Genomic DNA, 21,635 nt, shown 5'->3' with positions numbered 1-21,635 from the left:
GAGGGTGGGGCGAAGCGGCTGGCGCGGATCCTGCCGCGCCTCCTTCTCCACCCTCTTGCGCGCCCTGTCGCGCCTCGCTGCCTCAGTGTCGCCGACACGATGCAGGATCGGGCGGGCTGGCCGCGTTGGGGGCGTGGTTTTGGGGTGGCCGGCCCGGTTGCTCATATCGTCGCCCCATATGCCGTTCCTGTGATCTATTATCGGTGACCGATCCTATTGAATCAGGATATTTCAGTGATGAGTCATCGACAATAGGGGTTTGGGGGGGGTCGGCGGGCATTACCGTAGATATCGGGGATACCGGCCACGATCGGGCAGTTCGAACCGCCGCCGTATTCATCCCGGATCCGGATGGCCACGGACGGCTGGCTAAAAAAGGCCGCACCGACCCCTTCCTTTCGGTATATCAGATTATGCTAAAAATCGGTGGCATCGACCCTAAGCCCGGCGTATACTATTCGCCTCAATCGCCGCCTTTTTTGCGATCCCTTTCGAACCCTGCGTTCGATATGCCATCCGACAAGGGACGACGAGCAACCAGGGTGTAACTTTCGCGGATTGGCGGACGTAGCCCCATTAGCCGGTCTCAGGCAAGCCACGGCCGCTGCAAGGCGCGCCGAAGGTTCCCTGCGGCCTTGACTTTGAGAGGACCATCGCGTGGAATCTCGATTTCCCCACCCCTACTTCAGTTCGCATCCCCAATGGCGTTGGTTCATCCTGATCACCGTCCTGATCGGGGCGTCGATGTCGGCCCTGGACGTGAGCATCGTGAATGTCGCCCTGCCGACGCTCCAGGGGGATTTCAAGGTCAACATGGCGGTCATCGAATGGGTGGCGATGGCCTATATGCTCACTCTCACCATCTTCCTTCCCCTCTTTGGACGTCTTGCCGACATCTTCGGCCGTACCAAGATGTACAATACCGGTTTCGTGGTCTTTACCGTCGGCTCGGCGCTCTGCGGACTGGCCTCGTCCGCCGGCTTTCTGATCGGTGCACGCATCCTGCAGGCGATCGGCGCGGGCCTCCTCCAGGCCAACTCGGTGGCGATCATCACCGCCGCATTCCCAAGCAGTGAGCGTGGACGTGCCATCGGTATTCAGGGCGCGGTGCAGGCGGTCGCCATGTCGATCGGCCCGTTCGTCGGCGGCATTCTGATCTCGGCGGTCAGCTGGCGGGCGATCTTCTACGTCAACGTGCCGATCGGTATCATCGGTACATTCGCGGCCCTCTACTGTCTGCCGGCGGCCGAGCGCTCCGACAAGGCGCGCGAGAAGATCGACTACCTGGGCACCGCCTTCTTCGCCACCGGGCTTGCCTTCCTGGTGCTCGCGGTGAACGAGGGCGAGACCATCGGTTGGACGGCTCCCATCATCCTGACCTACTTCGCGCTCGCCGCGGTCTTGCTCACCGCCTTCCTGATCACCGAGATGCGCGTCGCGCACCCCATGATCGATCTCACGCTCTTCAAGCGTTATGCATTCTGGGCGGGTAACCTGACCGGACTGCTATCCTATTATGTCCTGTTCGCCGTGCTCTTCCTGATGCCCTTCTATCTGGAAAAGATCGCCGGCTACAACCCGGTCGTGACCGGGTCCATCCTCACACCCATCCCGCTCGCCATGGCGGTCGTGGCCCCATTCGCGGGCCATATCTCGGACAAGTACGGCTCACGCCTCATGACCATGTGGGGTATGGCGGTGTGCGCGCTCGCGACCCTGCTTCTGATCTTCACCGGGCGCTCCCCCAACATGCTGATATTGATCGCCGAACTCGTCATTCTGGGAATCGGCATGGGCCTTTTTACGCCACCCAACAACTCCGCCATCATGGGCTCGGTCCCGCGCGAGCGCCTAGGGGTGGCGGGCGGCATTCTCAATATGATGCGCGCGCTCGGCCTCATCTTTGGGGTCGATATCTCGGGCGTGATCTTCACCTCCATCGAACACGGTTACATCATTCAACACGGCTATAAGGTGACGCTCTTCAAGGACCTGCCGGTAGCGCTACGCAAGGAGGCCTTCCTGCATGGCTTTGCCCCGGTCATGATCACCCTGCTCGTGATCAACGTCATCGCCGGGCTCCTGTCGGCCGCCAAGAAGGATCAGGAGCACAAGGGCCCGATCGAACACGGCGAGCCGATCGATCTCATGTGACCCCTCTGGGGCCGGGACGAACCGGTTCCGGCCCCAGGGACTGGCGAGACGCGACGCCCGGACGGTCCACGCAGGTCGTGCGATCCACGGCCTTTACACCGTCGCAGGTGTACCTAGCCCGCTTGTTTTTCCTGTCCCTGAAAGGATCACCGAGACGCAGGGTAACCGATCAGCCGGCCGCCTGCATGGGGATGGTGTGACTGCTGCGCACGATGCGGTTGCCGGCATCGACATAGATGAGGCGGGGCTTCATCGCATGGGCCTCATGCTCCTCATAGATGCCGAAGGCGCAGATGATGATGAGGTCACCGACAGCGGCCTTGTGGGCTGCCGCGCCGTTTACCGAGATGAGACCGGAGGCCGGCTCTCCGCGTATGGCATAGGTGCTGAAGCGCTCGCCATTACGGACATTGAAGACATCGATACGCTCGTACTCGCGGATACCGGCGGCATCCAGCAAGCTCGCATCGATCGCTACCGACCCTTCGTAATCGATCTCGACTTGGGTGACGCGCACGCGGTGCAATTTGGCATGAAGCATGGTTTTCTGCATGGGGATATTATCCGGCTTTTGCGCATCCCTGCCAATGCCCGCCATCGTCCCGCCCGATCCTGCGGAATTCCCGATTATCGATGAGCCGGGTACGCCCCAGACGCGCCGCGGCCAACGCCACGAGCTCGGCGTCGCCGGGGGATGGGGGCGCGAGATCGACGGCGCGCCGCACGGCAAGGTAGTCGGGCACGAACCCGAGCGCCACAAGGCGCGCCATCCCGGCCACCTCGGCGTCGGCCGGCGCCATGCCGGCGGCCACCTGCCTCGTGGCCTGCGTCAACGTCTCATAGAGACCCGGGGCGCGCGCACGTTCCGCGCGGCTGAGATAGGTATTGCGCGTACTGAGGGCTAGGCCGTCGCGCTCGCGTACAGTATCGATACCGGTCACGGCAACCGGGAGCATCAGGTCCGCCACCATGCGCGTCACGATCCGCCACTGCTGGTAGTCCTTCTTACCCATATAGCAGGCCCGCGGGCGCACGATGCCCAGCAATCGTGCGACTACGGTCGTCACCCCCTCGAAATGGCCGGGTCGGTAGCGTCCGCACAGATCCTCGGACAGCCCCGGCACACGCACCTGGGTGTGCTGCTCGCGACCACGCGGATAGATGGCGGCCTCGGCCGGCAGGAAGACGGCATCGACGCCGGCCTGGGCGAGCCGCGCGCAATCGGCCTCCTCGGTACGCGGATAGGCGGCAAAGTCCTCCTGTGGTCCGAACTGCAGCGGGTTCACATAGATGCTGACCACCACGCGCGCATGCTGGCGCGCGGCGCCTACGAGCGCGAGATGACCGTCATGCAGCCCTCCCATGGTCGGCACAAAGCCGATGTCATCCGGACACTGCATCCGATACTCCCACCACTCGCCGAGCGTACGCGCGACGATCATGGGCCACAGGCCGCGCAGGACAGGGCTCGGCCGCGGCGCACGGACCTATTCCCCATAACTCTCTTCAGCGGCAGGGAAGAGGCCCTGGCGCACGGCGTCGATATAGGCGGCGAAGGCCGCCGCGATACCGCCTTGCCCGGCCAGAAAATCCCGCACGAAGCGTGGGGGATGCGCGCCCATCCCCAGGGCGTCATGCATGACCAGGATCTGACCGTCGCATGAAGGGCCGGCCCCGATGCCGATGGTCGGCACCGTCACCGCCGCGCTGATCTCGGCGGCCAACGCCGCGGGTACCGCCTCCAGCACGAGAAGCGACACCCCCGCATCGGCCAGCTCCTTGGCCTCGGCGAGCAACCGTGCACCGTGGGCACCCCGGCCCTGCACGCGATAGCCGCCCAGGCTGTGGACGAATTGCGGGGTCAGTCCGATATGACCGCAGACCGGTACCCCACGCGCCGCGAGATAGGCGGCGTTCGCCGCGAATGGACCGGCACCCTCGCCTTTCACCATGTGCGCGCCGGCACGCATGAGCACCGCGGCATCGGCCAGCGCGCGATCGGCGCTTCCCTGAAAGCTCAAGAACGGCAGATCGGCCATGAGCAGGGCGCGGCTCACGGCGCGCGCCACGCAGCGGGTGTGGTAGGCCACATCCTCCAACATCACCGGGACCGTGCTTTTGCGTCCCTGAACCACATTCCCAAGCGAATCCCCGACCAGGATGATGTCCATGCCGGCCTCATCCATGACGCGCGCGAAGCTCGCGTCATAGGCGGTCATGGCGGCAATCTTACGACCCTCCCTTTTCAGGGCGACGAGCCGTGGTATGGTCATCGCCTTGGCTGCAGGCATGGTCATGATCCGGTCCTCGACGCCAAAGGATTGAAGAAGTGCCGCCCGCTATGGATGCTGCGAATCGACTCGATGAGCGAGGCCAGATCCTCGTCGCTCTCGACAAAATTGGCCTCGGCGGCGTTGACCATGAGCAGCGGCGAGTCCTGATAGCGATGAAAGAACTCCGTATACCCCTCGGCGAGCGCCGCCAGGTAGTCACGGTCCACATGCTCATAGCCGCGACCCCGACGGCGGATGCGATCGATCAGCACATCCACGGGGGCCTGCAGGAATACCACGAGATCGGGCGTCTGGACAGGTTTGGGCATGGTCGAGGTGATCTGCTCATAGAGCCGCCATTCGTCATCGTCGAGCGTGATGCGGGCAAATACGCGGTCCTTGGCCCATAAAAAATCCGCCACGACCCCGGCGCGCAGAAAATCCCCCTGGGCGAGGTCTTCCAGCAGGCGGCGGCGCTGGAACAGGAAAAAGAGCTGCGTGGCCAGCGCATAGGCCCGGCGATCCTCATAAAAGCGGGTGAGAAACGGGTTTTCCTCCGGCTCCTCGAACAGACCTTCAAGACCAAGTCTTAATGACAGGCGCCGGGCGAGACTCGTCTTGCCGACCCCGATTGGTCCCTCAATGACCAGAAACGATCCCGCAGACAATGATATTGGCAGCGCTGCCTGTCCCTTCACCGAAGTCCCCTCACCACTGTCTATCCAGTCGCTCCACCCGCTGATCGCATACCGCCTGGCCGAGGTCCGCCAGCGCGCCAAGCCCCGGGATTCGGAAATCCGGCATGATCTCCCTCCAAGGATACAGCACAAAGGCGCGCTCCTGCAGGCGCGGGTGGGGCAGACGCAAGGTCGGGTCCTCCCGGATCACGCCCTCATAGTATAAGAGGTCAATGTCGATAGCGCGCGGCTCGTTGCGCACGCCGGTGCGCACCCGCCCGAGCCGTCTCTCAATGGCAAAAAGCGCATCCGCCAACCCCTCCGGGGTCAGCGCCGTCTGCAGCCGACACACGGCATTCAGGTAATCCGGCTGTCGCTGCCCACCGATGGGGGCCGTCCGATAGAGGGAGGAGGCCGCCACCAGGGTGGTCTGGGGAAGGCCGGACAGGGCGTGACGCGCGCGGCCCAGGATGGCGGCGGTCTCCCCGAGATTGCCGCCCAACCCCACAATGGCGTCAACCGCCGGCGGCACGCCGTCTACGCCGCTTGCGCGGACGCTTCTCGCCCTGCGCGCTCAAGGCCCCCACCATGGCCTCGCGCTCGTCGGCGGCGGCCTCCTGGAAGTGCGTCCACCAGTCGAACAACGCCGCCGGCGCCTCGCCGGAGGCGACACGCAGCCCGAGAAAATCATAGGCCGCCCGGAATCTCTTGCTCTCCAGAAAGCGGAAGGCATGGCGCCCGGCGCGCCGCTCGAAGCGCGATTGCAAACCCCATATCTCGCGCATCGGCACGCTGAAACGCTTGGGGATCGTGATGACCCGCAACTGTTCGCGCAGCACATGCTCGGCGGCCCGTGCCCACGCCTCGACCGGAACCGCACCCTCGGCAATGCTGTGCATGGCCTCTTCGCGCACACCCTCCCAAAGCAGCGCGGCAAACAGGAAGGCCGGGGTCACGGGTTTGCCCTCGGACAGGCGCTGATCGCTATTGGCGAGCGCTCGCCCGAGCAATGAGTCGCGATCGGCATGCGGACCCAAGATCGCCGCCACCCCCGGGAACAACACCTCGAACAGCCGGTACTCGCACAGCGTCTCGTAAGTCGCGGCAGCATTGCCGGTATGAAAGAGCTTCAGCACTTCCTCGAAGAGCCGCGCCGGCGCGACACCCTGTAAAAGCGGCCCCAGAACCGGCAGCAACCGGCGCCCGTCCTCAGTCAACTGGAGACGCAATTTGGCGGCGAACCGCACGGCGCGCAACATGCGCACCGGATCCTCCCGAAACCGCGCCTCCGGATCGCCTATGACCCGCAGCCTGGCGTGCGCGAGGTCATGAAGACCGTTGACGTAATCGGTGATGAGGCCCTCGTCGGGATCGTAATAGAGGGCGTTGACCGTGAAGTCGCGGCGGAAGGCGTCCTCCTCCAAGGTGCCGAAGACATTGCCGTTGTCGTCCTCGGAGTCGGCAGAAGGCGCGGCGCGATAAGTGGCGACCTCGATGATCTCGCGTCCGAAATGGACATGCGCCAACCGGAAGCGCCGGCCGATCAGGCGCGCGTTGCGGAACACCTGACGAATCTCCTCGGGCCGCGCCTGGGTCACGACGTCGAAATCCTTGGGCTCCTCGCCCAGGATGAGGTCGCGCACGCACCCCCCGACCAGATAAGCGGTATAGCCCGCGTCCTTCAGCCGCTCTATGACCTGACGGGCCTGCGCACTGATCCTCCCCGGTATCAAGCCGTAGGATGTGGCATCCACGATCCCCGGCGCCTTACTGATGTCTGTCAAAGGAAAAAGAACCCTCCCGAGCCTAAGTTTGTTTCAATTTGCAGAGAGCCTTGTATAATAGCACCGCTTCGTCGCGGCCAAGAACCGGCGCGCACTGCTCCCTTCGTCTAGTGGCCTAGGACGCTGGCCTCTCACGCCGGTAACAGGGGTTCGAATCCCCTAGGGAGCGCCACTCCCCCCGCTTGATATTCACCCGATGTGACCGCACATCACCCCGCAACGGAATCAAAGGGGGATTCATGGCCACGTCGCCTTACATCACCGATGTCACTGAGAGCAGCTTCGATCATGCCGTCCTCGCCCGCTCGCGCGAGGCGCCTGTCCTGGTCGACTTCTGGGCGGCATGGTGCGGGCCCTGCCGATCCCTCATGCCGATCCTCGCCAAACTGGCTGAAGAGTACCAGGGCCGGTTTTTTCTTGCCAAGGTCAATAGCGATGAACAGCAAGGCCTGGCGGCCCGCTATGGTGTGCGCAGCCTGCCGACCGTGAAACTCTTCAAGCAGGGCGCAGAGGTCGCCCAATTCGTGGGGGCACAGCCGGAACGGATGATTCGCGAGTTGCTCGATGCCCACATCGACAGGCCTTCGGATGCCCTGTTAAGGGCGGCCCTCGACCAGGAAGCGACGGGCGATCGCGCCGGCGCCCTTGCTCGGCTCCAGGCCGCGCATGAGACGGATCCGGGAAACGACCGGCTGACCGCCCATCTCGGGCGGCTGCTATGCGAGCAGGGCCGGGTCGCCGAAGGCGAAGCGGTGCTAAAGGGCCTGTCCGCGCGCGCCCTGGGAGACGCCGAGATCAGCGCGGTGATGGCACGGCTCGAGTTCGTGCGCATGGCCGCCGACGCCCCACCCCTGGCCGATCTCGAGCGGACCGTCAGCGCGCACCCCGAGGACTTGCGGGCACGGCTGGCCCTCGGGGCGCGTTACCTCCTCGCCGGTCGCCACGAGGAGGCCCTGGAACAGTGGCTTACGATTGTGCGAACCGATCGGCGCTTTGGCGACGATGCCGGCCGCCGGGCGCTGCTCGCAGCCTTCACGCTGCTCGGCGGCAAGGGCGATCTCGTGCGCCGCTATCGCGGCCTGCTCGCCGCCACCATTACCTAACCCGCACCTACGGCGCGGCTGGCGGCGGACCCGCTGGCCTCGTGCCCGTCCTTGTAATAGCCGACATACCACTCTACGAACCGGTCGATACCAGTCTCCACGGAGGTCGCGGGCTTGAAGCCGAGATCGGCGGCCAGATCGTCGACATTGGCTACCGTCGAGGGGACATCCCCCGGCTGCATGGGCAACATCTCAATCCGGGCCTTGCGGCCGAGCCGCTCCTCGAGTACCTGGATATAATGCATGAGCTCGACCGGTTGGTTGTTCCCGATATTATAGAGACGAAACGGGGCATCGCTGGTGGCCGGATCCGGCGCCGCCGGCGACCAGCCATCGGCCGGTCGCGCCGGGCGGTCGATCACGCGCACCACCCCTTCCACGATGTCGTCGATGTAGGTGAAGTCGCGCACCATGCGCCCATGGTTGAAGACCTTGATGGGGGTGCCTTCCAAGATCCCCTTGGTGAACAAAAACAAGGCCATGTCCGGACGTCCCCACGGCCCATAGACCGTGAAGAACCGCAGACCCGTACACGGCAGGCGAAACAGGTGGGCATAGCTGTGCGCCATGAGCTCGTTGGCACGCTTGCTGGCCGCGTACAAGGACACCGGGTGAGCGACGCCATCGTGTTCGGAAAACGGCTGCCGGCTGTTTGACCCATACACGGAACTCGAGGAGGCGTACACGAAGTGCCCGACCCCGCCATGGCGGGCACCCTCGAGGAGATTCACGAACCCCACGATATTGGCGTCGACATAGGCATGCGGATCCTTCAGGGAATGGCGCACGCCGGCCTGCGCCGCGAGATTCATGACGGCATCGTAATGGTCGGCCGCAAACAGTTCGGCCACGGCCTTGCGGTCGGCGATATCCAGACGGCGAAAGCGAAACCCCGGCTGGGCCTCAAGACGCGCAAGCCGCGCCTTCTTGAGCTCCACCGAGTAGTAATCGTTCAGGTTATCAACGCCGGTCACGGTATCCCCACGCGCGAGCAACCTGTGGGCAAGCGTCGAGCCGATGAACCCGGCGGCCCCGGTAATCAAAATATGCATATCACCGTCCTTGCGTCCTACCGCACCATTATAGCCGCCAGACCGAAAGCCCGCATGCCGAAAGTGCCGCGGCATCGAATCGCGCCTTCACGTCGACGAACACCCCCCCGGGCCTGACCTTGGTGGCCAGGGTTTCCACATCCTGGGTCAAGAAATCCGTGTGTGCCACGGCCACCACCATGGCGTCTGCGACCGGCAATTCCTCCCATGACAGCAGCGTAATACCATACTCCTCGCGCGCCGCATCCTGCGCCGGCACCGGATCATGCACAAACACCTCGGCGCCATACGAGCGCAACTCGTTAATGAGGTCCATGACCCGCGAGTTGCGCAGATCCGGACAGTTCTCCTTGAACGTGAGCCCCAACACATTGACGCGCGCCCCTTTCACCGCGCTCCCTGAACGGATCATCTGCTTGACCGTCTGCTCGGCGACATACTGGCCCATGCCGTCGTTGATGCGCCGGCCGGCCAGGATCACCTGCGGATGGTACCCGAGTTTGTCGGCCTTGTAGGTCAGGTAATAGGGATCGACGCCAATACAGTGGCCGCCCACGAGGCCGGGACGAAACCGCAGAAAATTCCATTTGGTACCGGCCGCGGCCAACACCTCGCTGGTATCGAGATCCAGCTTGTGAAACAGGATCGACAACTCATTCATGAGCGCGATATTGAGGTCGCGCTGCGTATTCTCGATCACCTTCGCGGCCTCCGCGACCTTGATCGACGAAGCCCGATAGATACCGGCCTCGATGATCGATCCATAGAGCGCCGCGACCTTCTCGAGGGTCTCGGCATCGTCGCCGGCCACAATTTTCGTGATGCGCGTCAGGGTATGCTCCTTGTCGCCCGGATTGATGCGCTCCGGCGAGTATCCGACATGGAAGTCCCGCCCGCACACGAGTCCCGAGCGCTGCTCGAGAATGGGCACGCAGATCTCCTCGGTGGCCCCAGGATACACCGTGGACTCATATACGACCACGGCGCCGCGCTTCAAATGTTCGCCGACCGTGCGACTGGAGCGGACGAGCGGTCCAAAGTCCGGCTGATGCGCGGCATCTATGGGCGTCGGTACCGCCACGATGACGTAATCGGCCTCGGCGAGCGCCGCAGGATCCGTTGTCACCGCAAGCCGACGGGCCGCGCGCAATTCATCGCTCGTGACCTCCCCCGTCGGGTCGCAAAAGTGCCGATAACTGTCGACCTTCCCTTCATCGAGATCGAAGCCTATAGTAGGCCACTTCCTCCCGAAGGCCACGGCCAAGGGCAGACCCACATAACCCAACCCCACCACTGCTACTGTATTCATCATACGTCCTTGTTCATCCATGAACCTTCCAGGCCTACCGTTGCAATGGCCAACCGCTTCAGGCCGCCACGCTACTGGTCTTGGATACCGGCAGCAATAAGCCTAAAGCAGGATACCGCGCACGGCGACCGGCCCCCACCATGAGAGCGTCTTCCTACAGCTGGGCCGCGGAGCCATGGACGGTGCACGCATGAAAGTCTTGATCACTGGTGGTGCCGGCTTCATCGGCTCCCACCTCGCCGACCGTCTTGTGATCGACGGACACACGGTGACGCTTCTCGACAACCTCTCGACTGGAAAACGCGAGAACCTCCAAGGGCCGGCCAGGGGCGCGCGGCTCGTAATCGCCGACGTACGCGACCGCGAGGCGCTCATGCGCGCGGCCCGCGGCATGGACGCCCTCGTGCACCTCGCGGCGGTGGCGTCGGTCCAGGCGAGCATGCACGATCCGCTCGCCACCCATGCCACCAATTTCGGCGGGACCCTCAATGCCCTGCTCGCGGCCACCGCTTGTCAGGTGCCGCGCGTACTATACGCAAGCTCGGCTGCAGTCTACGGCGATGAGGCACCCACTCCGGTCCCCGAGAGCGCGCCATTGGCGCCGCTTTCTCCCTACGCTGCCGACAAGCTTGCCAGCGAACATTACCTTGCGTACTTCGCGCGCACACGGGGCATCAATGCCACGAGCTTTCGCTTCTTCAACATCTATGGCCCTCGCCAAGATGCCAGCTCCCCCTACTCGGGCGTCATTAGCCTATATGCCCAATGCCTAGCGACGGGCGCACCCTGCGTCGTCTATGGTGACGGTCGGCAGACCCGTGACTTCGTCTACATCGACGACTTAGTCGAGGTCCTGGCGCGCGCATTGATCCGTAATGATCTATCATGTGCCGTCATGAACGTCGGCACTGGCATCGAACAGGACCTGCTTGCCCTCATAAACGCCTTCGAGACACTCGCCGGCCGGCCGATCGTATGCGACTTCCGACCCGCGCGCGCGGGAGACATTCGCCGCTCCCTTGCCGACGTCACCCGGCTGCGGGCGGCCTTCGGTTATGTCCCCCAAACCCTTTTGTCTGCAGGGCTTAGGCATCTTTTGCACGATCTTGCACCGCTTGCGCGCTGCGCCACTTGAGCCACCCCTCGCCGCCGCATGGATCCCTGTCGGCGCCCCCGTCCGGTACCCCAGCCGGCGGGGCGCGCACCTTGCTTTTCGCAAGCCTCCGCCCCTCCGACTTTCGTCCGATGCCTGCGGCCCTCCGTTTTCCGAATAATGGCGCTTCCGCTCGTCCTCCTCCCTGAGCGGCGCCTTAAACCTTTTAAGGCCTTTGCTACCTCCGACTTTCCCCCCCTAGTTCGGAGGTTTTTTTTCGCCTATCGCCAGCCGAGAGCGCTCGCGTCACCAGGTCTCGCAATCCGCGCCGCGGGCCTACCGTCACATACCTGACCTGACATAGGCCTATTTATTTCCATACTAGTTGTTCCGATATTTCGATTCGGAGTGTTTCCACACCATTAATTTGTGGTTTTTAGTCCCATAAATCACACAATATCGGGCCTTTGTCCGATGACGGACTAAAGTGCATCTCCTAGACTGCCCCCAATGTCATGCACCTCCAGTCGTGGGTGCGTTCTTGAGCATTTCTTCATACGAAAAGGAGACAGGATTCATGCCGAATGAGCGCAAAAGCAAGCGCGGTTTCGCGGCGATGGACGCCAACAAGCAGCGCGAGATCGCCAGCAAAGGCGGAAAGGCTGCGCACGAAAAGGGCACGGCCCACGAATTTACGCCCGAGGAGGCCCGTGAGGCAGGGCGCAAGGGTGGCGAGGCCGTGAGCCAGAATCGCGAACACATGGCGGCCATAGGGCGCAAGGGCGGAGAAAGCTCCCATGGAGGATGGGAGAACCGACCCCGGCAAGGCAGCGAAGCCTATTCCGAGGGGCACAAGAGCGAGCCGCAGGTCAAGCGCGGTGAAGGCGAGGGAGCGGAGACGGCGACAGCGCCTCACAGTGGATCAAAGAGCGGAAAGTCCTCGTAAGGCCCGCGCGCGGCCTCTCCGGCCGCGCGGATTTTTGCCTCTTTGCTTGCGACCCTGCCCGAACCCACGCCCTTACGCCTTTCGCCCCGCCACCCGAACCGGGCACAACTAACCCCGCCTTCGCTTGGGGAGCAGTGTTTTGCGATCAGCCATGGGGCCCGCCCTTCAGGCGCCGCTCGATCATCATGGCGAGCCGCCATTTAAGCGCACGCAGCACCCTCGGGCTCTTGGTCCAACTGTGCGTGGAGCGAATCGCATGGTCTATGACGCGCAATACCGCCTGCCGTCCATACAGGTGCGAGGCCATGTGCAGATATTCATAGTCCTGGTACCCGGCTCGTATCATCATGAGCCGTATGCTCTGTATGGGAATATCGCGCTTGCCGCCGATCACAGATGGCAGCCCGGGGTAGAAAAGCGTGCCGTCACCGTTTCCCCCGAAATGGTACTGGTCTTTCCACGGATTCTTACGACCCATACTGAATCCGATATCCGTGTCGTAATACAATTCTCCCTGCATTTTATACTTCCATGTAAGCCACGGCATGATGCGATTGTAGATGGCAGGCTGGTCTATCATGTAGCTCGGCCATCCGAGACTGCTGCGCCTGCCAACCACCCAGCAACCATGGCTCATGCACGACTGGTACCACCAGAGCTTCAAGTGATAGCGCTTGGCTACGCGCCCAAGCAGGGTCCGCTTGTTCACATCGTTGAGTCCGTCCACGTCGTTTATGACAGGACACAGGATGCCGAAATCCTTGAGATCGAGCCTGTGTACATGAATGGTCGTCACCATTGGCAGTATGGCGTGCGTGGCACGACGGATGATCGCTGCGCGCCGATCGGCAAGCGCGAACTGCGCTGGCGTATGCGGCTCGTCGACTCCCAACGCGTACAGGCCGACATGCCAGTGCTCGTGCCGAAAATGGCGTGCCCATGCCCGGAAATAGGCAACCTGCTCGCGCGGCGGCATCTTGTGATAGAACACATGGGTCAACCAGCGGACGTCGGTCATGCGCCATCGGGCACCATGAGCGGCCTTGCACCCGGTCATGAACGGCCGCACCTCCTTGTCGTATTCATGCCAGTTCAAGGTGAGTCGGCCGTGCGCCCAGTGCATGGGCGCCGGTATGCCGGAGCCCCCGCTCAGGGCGATGCGATCCTTGAGTGCCGCGATGTTGAAAAGCTGGGTCAGATGCATGAGCTGGGTGTTCGACAGTCGCCCATAATGGCCGCGGAACACGAGCGACAGTGGCGCGCCGTCGAAACCGAAACTCGACGGCAGAGAGGACGTCGCGGGGATAGCAAACGGCAGGACCCGCAAACGCACGCGCAACACCCGCACCTGTACGTGCCCGTGGGTACGGATCATGACCGCAACCGTACCCCGGTAGCGACCGGCGCTCACGGTCCGCGGCACATAGATCTCGATCCAGAAAGACTGCGTGAACCGCGCCGGTACCGCCCATGGCAGGGCGTTGCGCCGTTCATGGTAATAGTTATCGACCGTCGGGATCAGGGCGTCGGGCCATAGACCCACGGGGGCCACGACATTGGTAGGATGCACGGTCCTTATGAAGGCCTCACGATAAACCGTCATCTGCCAGCGGCCAATCGCGGAGGCATGATCCTCGAGCGCGGTCGGCACGATACGCAGCACCCGCAGCGGATGGTCGGCCCTGACCGAGATCTGCAAGGCGGCGTATTCGCCATGGGCCGCAAACAGGTGAATCACCGATCGCACCCGCGCCGGGACATTGGGACGGATCTTGTGCGTGCTGTGCGAGAGCCACACGGACAACTGAGCGTGGGCGGCGACTGCCCACAAGAGGCATACAGCGAGCGCCGCGACCCTTAGGAGGTCCGCACCGACATGCGCGCGCGCCAGGTCCTGGCCGCCACGAATCGTGTGTGCCACACGGCTATGCGCCCGCCGCCGCGATCGATACGCGCATTTGCTATCGGCATTCTCTGGGCCGTGGGTCCCGTCCTGCCGGTAAGGCCATGCACACTGTAATCGATCTTCCATAACTGCCCTCTTCGTGCTGTCCCGTCGCCGTCTGCGATCGGGTCTTCTTAAACGACCTTTTTTTTGGTTCGTATCCCGAGTTCCGCGGCATACGAACGGCTCGTGCCTGAGATCGTGTAGCGCGTCCGGACCAGCTCGCGCGCGGCCTCCCCGAGCGCCCGGCGCCGGCTGCCATCGCCGGCCAGCGCGGCGAGCGCGTCGGCCATGGCCGCGGCATCCCCCGGCGGCACCAGTATCCCGGTACACCCGTCATCTATGATCTCGGGGATCGCGGTAATCCGTGTCGCGACGACCGGCAAGGCGGTGGCCATGGCCTCCAGAACCGCTATCGGCAGGCCTTCATGGCGTGAACTTAAGACGTAGATATCAAGCTCGCGCAAGAACGCCGGGACGTTATCGCAGGACCCATGGAAACTTACGAGGCCGCGCAGACCCAGCGCCTGGGCCCGCTCCTTCAGATCCGCAGCCAGCGGTCCGTCGCCTGCGATCTCGGCAAAAAAACGCACGTTCCGGGCCTTTAAGAGGGCCAGTGCCGCCAGCAAGGTTGGGTAATCCTTTTCCGCAACCAGGCGGCCCACTGCGCCGATACGCACCACGGGACAAAACTCCGCGCGCGGCGCGCCCGGCTTGTAACGATCGATGTCCACGCCATTATAGATGGTGAGCAGAAGCTCCCGGGGGACACCGAGGGTCGTAAAAAAATCGGCGAGATTGCGCGATACGCAGGTAAAGCGCGTCACCAGGCGACTCACGACCGGGAGCAGACGTTGCATCCATCGTGTGCGCGCGATCGTATAGGCGGAATGCTCGGTATAGACGATGTTGAAGCAACCCGCGAGATAGGCAGGCACAAGCACGTTGACCAGAGACCCGAGATGATGCACGTGGATGGCCCGCGGCCTTGTCCGATAGAAATACCGTGCTGTGCGCAGCCAGCGCCCGAAGAGCCTATGGCCGCCGATATCGAGCAGATCGTAGGGTATGCCGGCCTCCTCAAAGACCTTGGTCAAGGCCCCCGAGCGCTCGTAGAGGCAGCAAATGCGTGTCTTGATACCACCAGCCTGCCACTCCTTGCAAAGATTGAAGGCCAGCATCTCCGAACCCCCCACCAGGGGCGCGTAAATCACCTCCACCACGACGTCCTGCCGCTTCATAGACCCCTCACCCGATATCCTCCCCTGCCCGAAGGCCGGAGATCCCGGCACCGCGCGGTGCCAGTGCCTGCTTCATCGTGCGTCGCTCCCCGGTGTCCCTTGGAGGCTGACGCGCACTCCGCGGGTTTTAAGATGCCGCGAGTCCCGCGACGCTTTTCCCGTGTTGCCGCAACCACTCCGCGCCAGAGGCCACGGCCATCTCCGCCTCGCGAATATGGATGACAGCGTCGATGTCCCGGTCGCTTTCTGCGGCGCCATCCAGGCGCGTCTCGATGCGCGCCGCCAGGCCGCGCCGCGGCGCAATGCACCGGCCGCACGAACATCGTGTGCAGCCCGCATAGAACCGCTCTACCGGGACTCATGTCCGCCCCCATCAACGGGTTTTGGGGGTCCACTGACGAACGGCCTCCGATCCGCCGATATCGCGCATGGCCCACGCCGCGCCGTGTTTCTCGACCATTCGCGATCTCTCCCCGGAGCCGTGCACGCCCCTTCTGGCAGGCCCCGGCCGCGGCGCCGCGGTACTCAGGCCCCGCTATTTTGCCGGGATCGATGACATCGTGACGCCCAGGAATCGCCGTCATAAACCGATCCTTTGGCGGGCAAGAGCCGCGCGGTCCGCAGTGGCGGGAGCAGAATGCGGCTCCCACAGAAGGTCCTCGCAAAGCCCCATGAAATCCCGCGCGCGCATCTCCCAGGATTGCGCCGTCGCATATGCCCGGTGCCGGGCCTTGTCTGCTGGATCGAACGGGTAGCGGGAAATAACCGCCTCGAGGGTCGCCAGATATGGCTCGTGGCCGCGCGCGCGGTGCACATGGTGCTCGTGCGCGGCGAGCTCCGGGATCGGGACCGACACGACCTCCTGGCCCAAGGCCAGATATTCAAGAAGCTTCAGGGGATTCACGTAGGCCACATGTTCGTCGTCACGGTAGGCCACGAGGCCCACGTCGAACACCTGTATGACCGACGGCAGGTCGGCATAGGATACGGGCCCGACGGCGTGGACATTTGGCAGGCGCTTTAGTGGCGAGATGTCCATCTCCTCCTTGCCGACCAGCACTAAGGAGGCCGCGGGAAAACGCCGCGCGATCTTTTCCAGGAGCTCGATATCGACACGCGCCCCGATGATGCCCTGGAACCCTATGATCGGACGCGGCAGGGCCGACAGCGCCGCCGGCGGGGGACCCGGGTTTTGAAAATGCGCGACATCCACCCCTTGCGGCAAGTAGATCGGCCGCCGGCCTTGCCAGGTCTTGCTGTCTACGAGCGCCTGGGCCGTGACCACGGTGGCATCCGCGCGCGCCAGCATCAGCCGTTCACAGACCTCTATCAGTCGCGCATCCGAATCGTGCATGCGCGCGTAGTCGTCCATGCAGAAATAGATGGTGGCATCGGGCCGAAGGCTGTTGGCAAGCGCCACGACCGCCGGATTGGTGGCCACCAATACCACCTTGTGTCCGGGGAAGCGCGCCAATAGCGGTCGCAACTGGCGCGCGATGAGCCATCCGTTGACCGATCGCACCGACGGTAGGCGGTGATAAGGAATGGCGCGCGGATGAACGACCAGCGGGCCGTCGTGCTCGCGACGTGACGTCGGTCGCAGTGACGCCCAGCCCTTATGGACAGCACGCACGATATCGTGACGTGATAGCCTGGGACTGCGTTGCGCGATGCTATTGATCCAGATCACCGGATGGTTACGCACCACGACCCCGATGATATGGGAGAGGCTAGAAGGGTGGCGCCCCCAATCCGGGCCTGCGGCCACGAACAGATAACGGCGCGACGGGCTCACTTGACCTTCTCCCAGCGCACCGATAATCGCCCCGCGAGATAATAGTACGAGCCGGCGACCGCGGCCCAATTCAAGAGGCAGAAGGCATACGGAATATTGAGCCATGGGCGCTTCGAGCGCTGCACGAACACGGCGGTCAGAGCGAGCCCATAGAACAGGGCCTGGATCGCCAGTACGACGGGGCGCAGAGGCCATGGCAGGCCCAAGGTACCGACCAGCATGAACACGAGCGCATAAGGAACCAGCAGGCGAAATACCTTGTGCGACCAGAACTGCCAGGCGATCGGGCTTTGCGGCAATAAGAGCCGCCAATAGCGGGCGATGATCTGGTAGTTTCCAGCAAGCGTGCGGCGCTTGCGTATGAACTCGTGACGGCTGCCCTGGGTCGCCCGCTCGAAGGCAAACGCGCGTCGCTCGTAGCCGACCCGGTAACCCTGCCTTATGACCTCGAGCGGGATGGCAAGGTCGTCCAGGATAGTGTCGGTCGGCATCGGCTGAAACAGCGCACGGCGAATGGCATAAGCGGGTCCTGTCACCCCAACCACCGATCCCACGACCGCCTCCAGGGCACGGATCGCCTTTTCATAGCGCCAATAGGCGCCAAGGCTGCGGCTAAATCCGGTGTGCAAGGCCACGAGCCCGAGTTCGCCGGAGACCGCCCCCATGGCCGGATCCGCAAAACGCGCCACCAGCCGCGGCACCGTGTCCTCATCGAACATCTCGCCCGCGTCGGTCATGATGACGATCGGCTCACAGACGAGACTCATGGCATAGTTGACAGTCGCCATCTTGCCCGACCGTACGCTCCTGGCAATCACGGTAAGCCTGGGGTCGGACACCGAACGGGCAGCGGCCACCGTGGCATCCGACGAACCATCGGACACCACCAGCACGCGCAGTCGTTCGCGTGGATAATGCGAGGCCAGAACGGTACGCAACTTATCAGCGATCGCCGATTGCTCGTTATAGGCCGGGATCACGACCGCGACCTCGGGAAGCGCCGAACCCCAATGATAGACAGGGCCCGGTCGACGCAGCCGCGCCAACACCCACAAAAGAGCCGGGTAGCCCACATAGGTATACGCGGTGAACGCAAACGCCGCCCAAAACATCGCGCTCATACCGCCTCCAGGACGCGGCTGTAGAGGCTCTCGAAACGCTCGACACGCCGTTCCGGAGAGAAGCGGGGGTAGAGTGCCTCAGCGGCCTTGCGGCCCATGCGCACGGCCTTATCCGGATCCCCCATGACCGATGCCATGGCGCGCGCCAGCGCGATGGGGTCGCCGGGACGCACAAGCAGGCCCGACACACCGTGGATTAGCATCTCGGGCACCGCGCCCACCGCGGTCGAGACGATCGGCAATCGCCATTGCATCGCCTCCAGGATGACGTTGGGCATGCCTTCACGATAAGATGGCAACACGAGCATATCGATATTGGCATAAATATCGTCGGTGCGCGCCACATGCCCCAAAAAGCGCACGCAGCCGCCCACACCCTCGTTTTGCGCCTTCTCCTGCAACACGTCCCGGTCCGGTCCGTCGCCGGCCACTATGAGGGTGAAGCGGGCCCCCTGGCGCGCCAACCGGCCCGCCGCCTCCAGCAGCAGCCGCTGGCCCTTCTCGCGGCTCAAACGGCCGATACATCCGATCACCCAGCCCCTTGTCTGCCAGGCCTGGCGCAGCGTCTGGCGTGCCACCAGGGCCTCCGTGGGGCGCTCGACGGCATTCTCGATGATTGCGAGCTTGGCCCTGTGGCGGGGTCGCAGCATGCGCTCGGCGAGCTCGCGCGACACCGAGACGATGATATCGGCGCGCTTTGTCAGCGCGCGGTCGAGGCGATGGTACAGTCTCACCTTCAAATTTTCCTCGGTGGTTCCATGCATGAACGCGATCCAGGGGCGGCCCGACAGGCGTTTGACCGCCAACCCGAATACCGCCTCCTTATAACCATGGGTCTGTATGATCGCGCCCGGCGGGTCGAGGAGCTCACGCAACACCGCGAGCGGTCGCAAGTCCCAGTGATGGCGCTGGCGCAGGATGGTGACTGGTATGCCGCGCTCGCGGGCGGCGGTGATGAACGGCGATTCCGTTTCCTTGGCGTCGGCAAAGGTGCACAGCACGACCTCGAACCGGCCACGGCGGTGCAGCTCCGGTATCACCTGCAAAAGCCCCTTGGCGGGCCCTCCCACGATGCGCGTCGATATGAGGACCACGACGCGTGGCGCCGTGCCGATACGAGGATAACGCGTAAGAGTCGAGACCTGCATGTCACACCTGCCCCGAACGCACCTGGCGCGACCGACCCGGGTGTCCGGACAGCACGCGTGCGGGGTTGCCGCCTACTACACTGTTTGCGGGGACGTTCTCCACCACCACAGCGCCTGCCGCCACAATCGCGTTTTCTCCTACGGTCACGCCTTTCAGGATGATCGCGCCCATGCAGATCCAGGCCCCATCTTCGATCACGATCGGCCGGCTGCTCGCCGGCTCCGCGGGCAGGCCCGCCGCCCGTTTTATGGGGTCGCGAGGATGGCTGTCATAGGCAAACAGCGAGACCCTGTTGCCTATCAAGACATCGGACCCGATAGTGACATCGGCGCCGACCGCGACCGAGAAGTACGACCCGCAATGGCTACGGTCGCCTATGACCAGCCGCGGGTTATCGAATACCTTGGCCCCCACCAGCGTCGATGTGCCATGCATCACGACATTCTCTCCAATCTCCACCGACAGCCCGCCCCATATGGCCGGGATACCGTCGAACAGGCACAGGCCACGCCCGCAGACCCGGCACTGGCGGCGAAACAGCGGTTCGTCATAGAGCTTGCGCTTGACCCACCCGCCGACGTGGTGCCGCGCCAGGCGCTCCTTGGCCAAAACGGCATAAAGCAAAGGCACCTCCGGGACATTCAGACGCTGTATCCCCTTGTAGCCACGGTACAGGGCATCGGCCAGCGGCCCCTCGCGCCTACGCACCCGGTCGAGATATGACATTCCCTTCCCTCATGACGGTATAGCGGTATACCCGGTCGGCGGCGATGATCGCCCCCATCTGTATGTACAGGATCACGGCATACGCCTCTGACAAGAACGATGCCGTCACGAAGTACGCGAACAGGGCCAACACCAGGGATAGACCGATTCGCGACATATCCTCGTGGGTCCTATTCTTGCGTAGCCGGTTGGCGGTCTGCATGCCACGCTTTAGCAGGGTCAGGAACACGATTCCACCCAGGATCCCCAGCTCTGCCGTTGCCTCGAGAAGCGCGTTGTGGGCATCCATCCAGCGCTCACCGATCACGTCCTCCACGATATGTCCTTCGGCGATCGGGAAATTGCGCATACCCACACCGAGGGGATGCGTCTTTATGATCTTCAGGCCGCGTTTCCAAATCGCGATACGCCCGGTACGCGCCGTCAGGTTGTAATCGTTTTGAATGTGTATCAGCGTATTTACGGCATGGTGCACCTTGGGCGGACCGAACTCGTAGGCGCCGACCACGACCGCCAGGGCCAGGAACACGCCGCCCACAATGGCAAGCCCCGCGCGCCGCCCAAATCGTATGTATGTGTACAACATGAGCACCGCCGATAGACCGAGATAGCTACCGCGCGACACACTCATGAAAATCGAGAACGCGAGCATGATGCCGGCCGCCCACTTGAGCACCTTACCCACGCCGCTTACCGGCAGGCCAAGCAACATGCCAAAGGCGATCACAGACGTCATCGCAATCTCGTTTTTCCCAAGATGCACGATCGTGATCTTCTGATCCCCGTAATGCAGGAGAATCGCATCCAGAATCAGGGTATTGATGATGATCGTCCACAACAGGCGGCGCACGTCCTTGGGGGTCCTTGTGGTCACGACCAGCAACACGATCAGGACCATGTCCTTTAGATAATTACCGAATAAGAAACGCGCGCTCCCGCCCGGCCACACCGCGATCGGTATGGTCAAAAGACCCATGACAAATAGCCCCATGTAGGCACGCATGATCGGATGGCTAAAAAGCCCTTCCTTCCAGCCGCCACCCTCGAAGAGCAATGCCAGAACCGACAGACCGATCATGACCTTGCCGATCTCGAAATGCCCGAGATGCGGAAGATTGCCAATCTTCGCCAAAAACACGAACATGGACGCCAGGGTCAGGCGATGGGCCAGCGGCGTCTCGATGATACGTGCCGTCTCCCAAGGGCGAGGCGCACTGCCCGGCCCTGGTTTCGTTCGCGCTGCTTGCGGCATCAGCATTGTCTATTC

At 63.2% G+C, this 21,635-nt stretch carries 19 protein-coding genes and 1 tRNA gene; 5 read left to right on the top strand and 15 right to left on the bottom strand.

From position 1 onward, the window contains the following. Positions 1–657: 657 nt before the first annotated feature. Positions 658–2,154, top strand: coding sequence for an MFS transporter (locus tag C4900_RS04625; RefSeq protein ID WP_065971133.1), 1,497 nt, complete (start codon positions 658–660; stop codon positions 2,152–2,154). 169 nt (positions 2,155–2,323) lie between these two features. On the opposite strand, the gene panD is transcribed toward C4900_RS04625, so the two are convergent. The 6 genes from panD to pcnB are packed head-to-tail and all read right to left on the bottom strand — an operon-like array spanning position 2,324 to position 6,888. Then, positions 2,324–2,707 carry an aspartate 1-decarboxylase gene (gene panD / locus C4900_RS04620; RefSeq protein ID WP_065971132.1) on the bottom strand — a complete coding sequence of 128 codons (384 nt, stop codon included), beginning with the start codon at positions 2,705–2,707 and terminating at the stop codon, positions 2,324–2,326. Positions 2,708–2,714: 7 nt separating this feature from the next. After that, positions 2,715–3,596, bottom strand: coding sequence for a pantoate--beta-alanine ligase (gene panC, locus C4900_RS04615; RefSeq protein WP_065971131.1), 882 nt, complete (start codon positions 3,594–3,596; stop codon positions 2,715–2,717). Between the two features lie 45 nt (positions 3,597–3,641). Beyond that, positions 3,642–4,451: a 3-methyl-2-oxobutanoate hydroxymethyltransferase gene (panB, locus tag C4900_RS04610; protein ID WP_065971130.1), complete on the bottom strand. Its 810-nt coding sequence runs from the start codon at positions 4,449–4,451 to the stop codon at positions 3,642–3,644. Beyond that, positions 4,448–5,125: a deoxynucleoside kinase gene (locus C4900_RS04605; RefSeq protein WP_211306766.1), complete on the bottom strand. Its 678-nt coding sequence runs from the start codon at positions 5,123–5,125 to the stop codon at positions 4,448–4,450. Before C4900_RS04605 ends, panB begins: the two co-directional genes overlap by 4 nt. Before the next feature lie 10 nt (positions 5,126–5,135). Next, on the bottom strand, positions 5,136–5,636 hold the full coding sequence (gene folK / locus C4900_RS04600; protein WP_065971128.1) for a 2-amino-4-hydroxy-6-hydroxymethyldihydropteridine diphosphokinase: 501 nt from the start codon (positions 5,634–5,636) through the stop codon (positions 5,136–5,138). Further along, positions 5,620–6,888: a polynucleotide adenylyltransferase PcnB gene (gene pcnB / locus C4900_RS04595; RefSeq protein ID WP_065971126.1), complete on the bottom strand. Its 1,269-nt coding sequence runs from the start codon at positions 6,886–6,888 to the stop codon at positions 5,620–5,622. Before pcnB ends, folK begins: the two co-directional genes overlap by 17 nt. A gap of 96 nt (positions 6,889–6,984) precedes the next feature. Between pcnB and C4900_RS04590 the strand changes: the two genes are divergently transcribed. Together C4900_RS04590 and trxA are read left to right on the top strand one after the other, a co-directional pair. Then, positions 6,985–7,060: transfer RNA gene (locus C4900_RS04590), tRNA-Glu, on the top strand. Between the two features lie 67 nt (positions 7,061–7,127). After that, the gene (gene trxA / locus C4900_RS04585) at positions 7,128–7,991 is read left to right on the top strand and encodes a thioredoxin (protein WP_065971124.1); all 864 of its coding nucleotides are present in this window, start codon (positions 7,128–7,130) and stop codon (positions 7,989–7,991) included. Here trxA and C4900_RS04580 read toward each other — a convergent pair. Next, positions 7,988–9,043, bottom strand: coding sequence for an NAD-dependent epimerase (locus C4900_RS04580; protein ID WP_065971122.1), 1,056 nt, complete (start codon positions 9,041–9,043; stop codon positions 7,988–7,990). The genes trxA and C4900_RS04580 overlap by 4 nt on opposite strands. A gap of 28 nt (positions 9,044–9,071) precedes the next feature. After that, the gene (locus C4900_RS04575) at positions 9,072–10,352 is read right to left on the bottom strand and encodes a nucleotide sugar dehydrogenase (RefSeq protein ID WP_065971142.1); all 1,281 of its coding nucleotides are present in this window, start codon (positions 10,350–10,352) and stop codon (positions 9,072–9,074) included. Positions 10,353–10,542: 190 nt separating this feature from the next. On the opposite strand from C4900_RS04575, the gene C4900_RS04570 reads away from it, so the two are divergent. Further along, positions 10,543–11,487, top strand: a complete 945-nt coding sequence (locus C4900_RS04570; RefSeq protein ID WP_211306764.1) for an NAD-dependent epimerase/dehydratase family protein — start codon at positions 10,543–10,545, stop codon at positions 11,485–11,487. Between the two features lie 535 nt (positions 11,488–12,022). After that, complete coding sequence (locus tag C4900_RS04565) at positions 12,023–12,391, top strand: KGG domain-containing protein (protein ID WP_083995937.1); 369 nt, start codon at positions 12,023–12,025, stop codon at positions 12,389–12,391. Positions 12,392–12,536: 145 nt separating this feature from the next. Here the strand turns inward: C4900_RS04565 and C4900_RS04560 are convergent, their stop codons facing one another. The 7 genes from C4900_RS04560 to C4900_RS04530 form a co-directional block, all read right to left on the bottom strand. Further along, on the bottom strand, positions 12,537–14,312 hold the full coding sequence (locus C4900_RS04560) for a DUF4091 domain-containing protein (RefSeq protein WP_170132408.1): 1,776 nt from the start codon (positions 14,310–14,312) through the stop codon (positions 12,537–12,539). Positions 14,313–14,470: 158 nt separating this feature from the next. Continuing rightward, a complete protein-coding gene (locus tag C4900_RS04555) occupies positions 14,471–15,577 on the bottom strand; it encodes a glycosyltransferase (RefSeq protein ID WP_114282407.1) in 1,107 nt (368 codons plus the stop codon). 580 nt (positions 15,578–16,157) lie between these two features. After that, positions 16,158–17,372: a glycosyltransferase family protein gene (locus tag C4900_RS04550; protein ID WP_065971117.1), complete on the bottom strand. Its 1,215-nt coding sequence runs from the start codon at positions 17,370–17,372 to the stop codon at positions 16,158–16,160. After that, the gene (locus tag C4900_RS04545) at positions 17,369–18,493 is read right to left on the bottom strand and encodes a glycosyltransferase family 2 protein (RefSeq protein ID WP_065971115.1); all 1,125 of its coding nucleotides are present in this window, start codon (positions 18,491–18,493) and stop codon (positions 17,369–17,371) included. Before C4900_RS04545 ends, C4900_RS04550 begins: the two co-directional genes overlap by 4 nt. Continuing rightward, positions 18,490–19,641 carry a glycosyltransferase family 4 protein gene (locus tag C4900_RS04540; RefSeq protein WP_065971110.1) on the bottom strand — a complete coding sequence of 384 codons (1,152 nt, stop codon included), beginning with the start codon at positions 19,639–19,641 and terminating at the stop codon, positions 18,490–18,492. The genes C4900_RS04545 and C4900_RS04540 overlap by 4 nt, the downstream gene beginning before the upstream one ends. 1 nt (position 19,642) lies before the next feature. Further along, on the bottom strand, positions 19,643–20,368 hold the full coding sequence (locus C4900_RS16590; RefSeq protein ID WP_065971108.1) for an acyltransferase: 726 nt from the start codon (positions 20,366–20,368) through the stop codon (positions 19,643–19,645). After that, on the bottom strand, positions 20,343–21,626 hold the full coding sequence (locus C4900_RS04530; protein ID WP_114282405.1) for an O-antigen ligase family protein: 1,284 nt from the start codon (positions 21,624–21,626) through the stop codon (positions 20,343–20,345). The genes C4900_RS16590 and C4900_RS04530 overlap by 26 nt, the downstream gene beginning before the upstream one ends. Positions 21,627–21,635: the final 9 nt, after the last annotated feature.

It is taken from the genome of Acidiferrobacter thiooxydans (assembly GCF_003333315.1).
GTDB classification, from domain to species: domain Bacteria; phylum Pseudomonadota; class Gammaproteobacteria; order Acidiferrobacterales; family Acidiferrobacteraceae; genus Acidiferrobacter; species Acidiferrobacter thiooxydans.
Note: the sequence above shows the minus strand (reverse complement) of the source record. Positions and strands in the feature narration are given on the sequence as shown.

Coding starts and splice junctions, on each gene's coding strand:
- panD (WP_065971132.1), bottom strand. CDS start 2,707: ATGCAGAAAACCATGCTTCATGCCAAATTGCACCGCGTGCGCGTCACC.
- panC (WP_065971131.1), bottom strand. CDS start 3,596: ATGATCGTCGCGCGTACGCTCGGCGAGTGGTGGGAGTATCGGATGCAG.
- panB (WP_065971130.1), bottom strand. CDS start 4,451: ATGACCATGCCTGCAGCCAAGGCGATGACCATACCACGGCTCGTCGCC.
- trxA (WP_065971124.1), top strand. CDS start 7,128: ATGGCCACGTCGCCTTACATCACCGATGTCACTGAGAGCAGCTTCGAT.
- C4900_RS04580 (WP_065971122.1), bottom strand. CDS start 9,043: ATGCATATTTTGATTACCGGGGCCGCCGGGTTCATCGGCTCGACGCTT.
- C4900_RS04575 (WP_065971142.1), bottom strand. CDS start 10,352: ATGAATACAGTAGCAGTGGTGGGGTTGGGTTATGTGGGTCTGCCCTTG.
- C4900_RS04570 (WP_211306764.1), top strand. CDS start 10,543: ATGAAAGTCTTGATCACTGGTGGTGCCGGCTTCATCGGCTCCCACCTC.
- C4900_RS04565 (WP_083995937.1), top strand. CDS start 12,023: ATGCCGAATGAGCGCAAAAGCAAGCGCGGTTTCGCGGCGATGGACGCC.
- C4900_RS04555 (WP_114282407.1), bottom strand. CDS start 15,577: ATGAAGCGGCAGGACGTCGTGGTGGAGGTGATTTACGCGCCCCTGGTG.
- C4900_RS04545 (WP_065971115.1), bottom strand. CDS start 18,493: ATGAGCGCGATGTTTTGGGCGGCGTTTGCGTTCACCGCGTATACCTAT.
- C4900_RS04540 (WP_065971110.1), bottom strand. CDS start 19,641: ATGCAGGTCTCGACTCTTACGCGTTATCCTCGTATCGGCACGGCGCCA.
- C4900_RS16590 (WP_065971108.1), bottom strand. CDS start 20,368: ATGTCATATCTCGACCGGGTGCGTAGGCGCGAGGGGCCGCTGGCCGAT.
- C4900_RS04530 (WP_114282405.1), bottom strand. CDS start 21,626: ATGCTGATGCCGCAAGCAGCGCGAACGAAACCAGGGCCGGGCAGTGCG.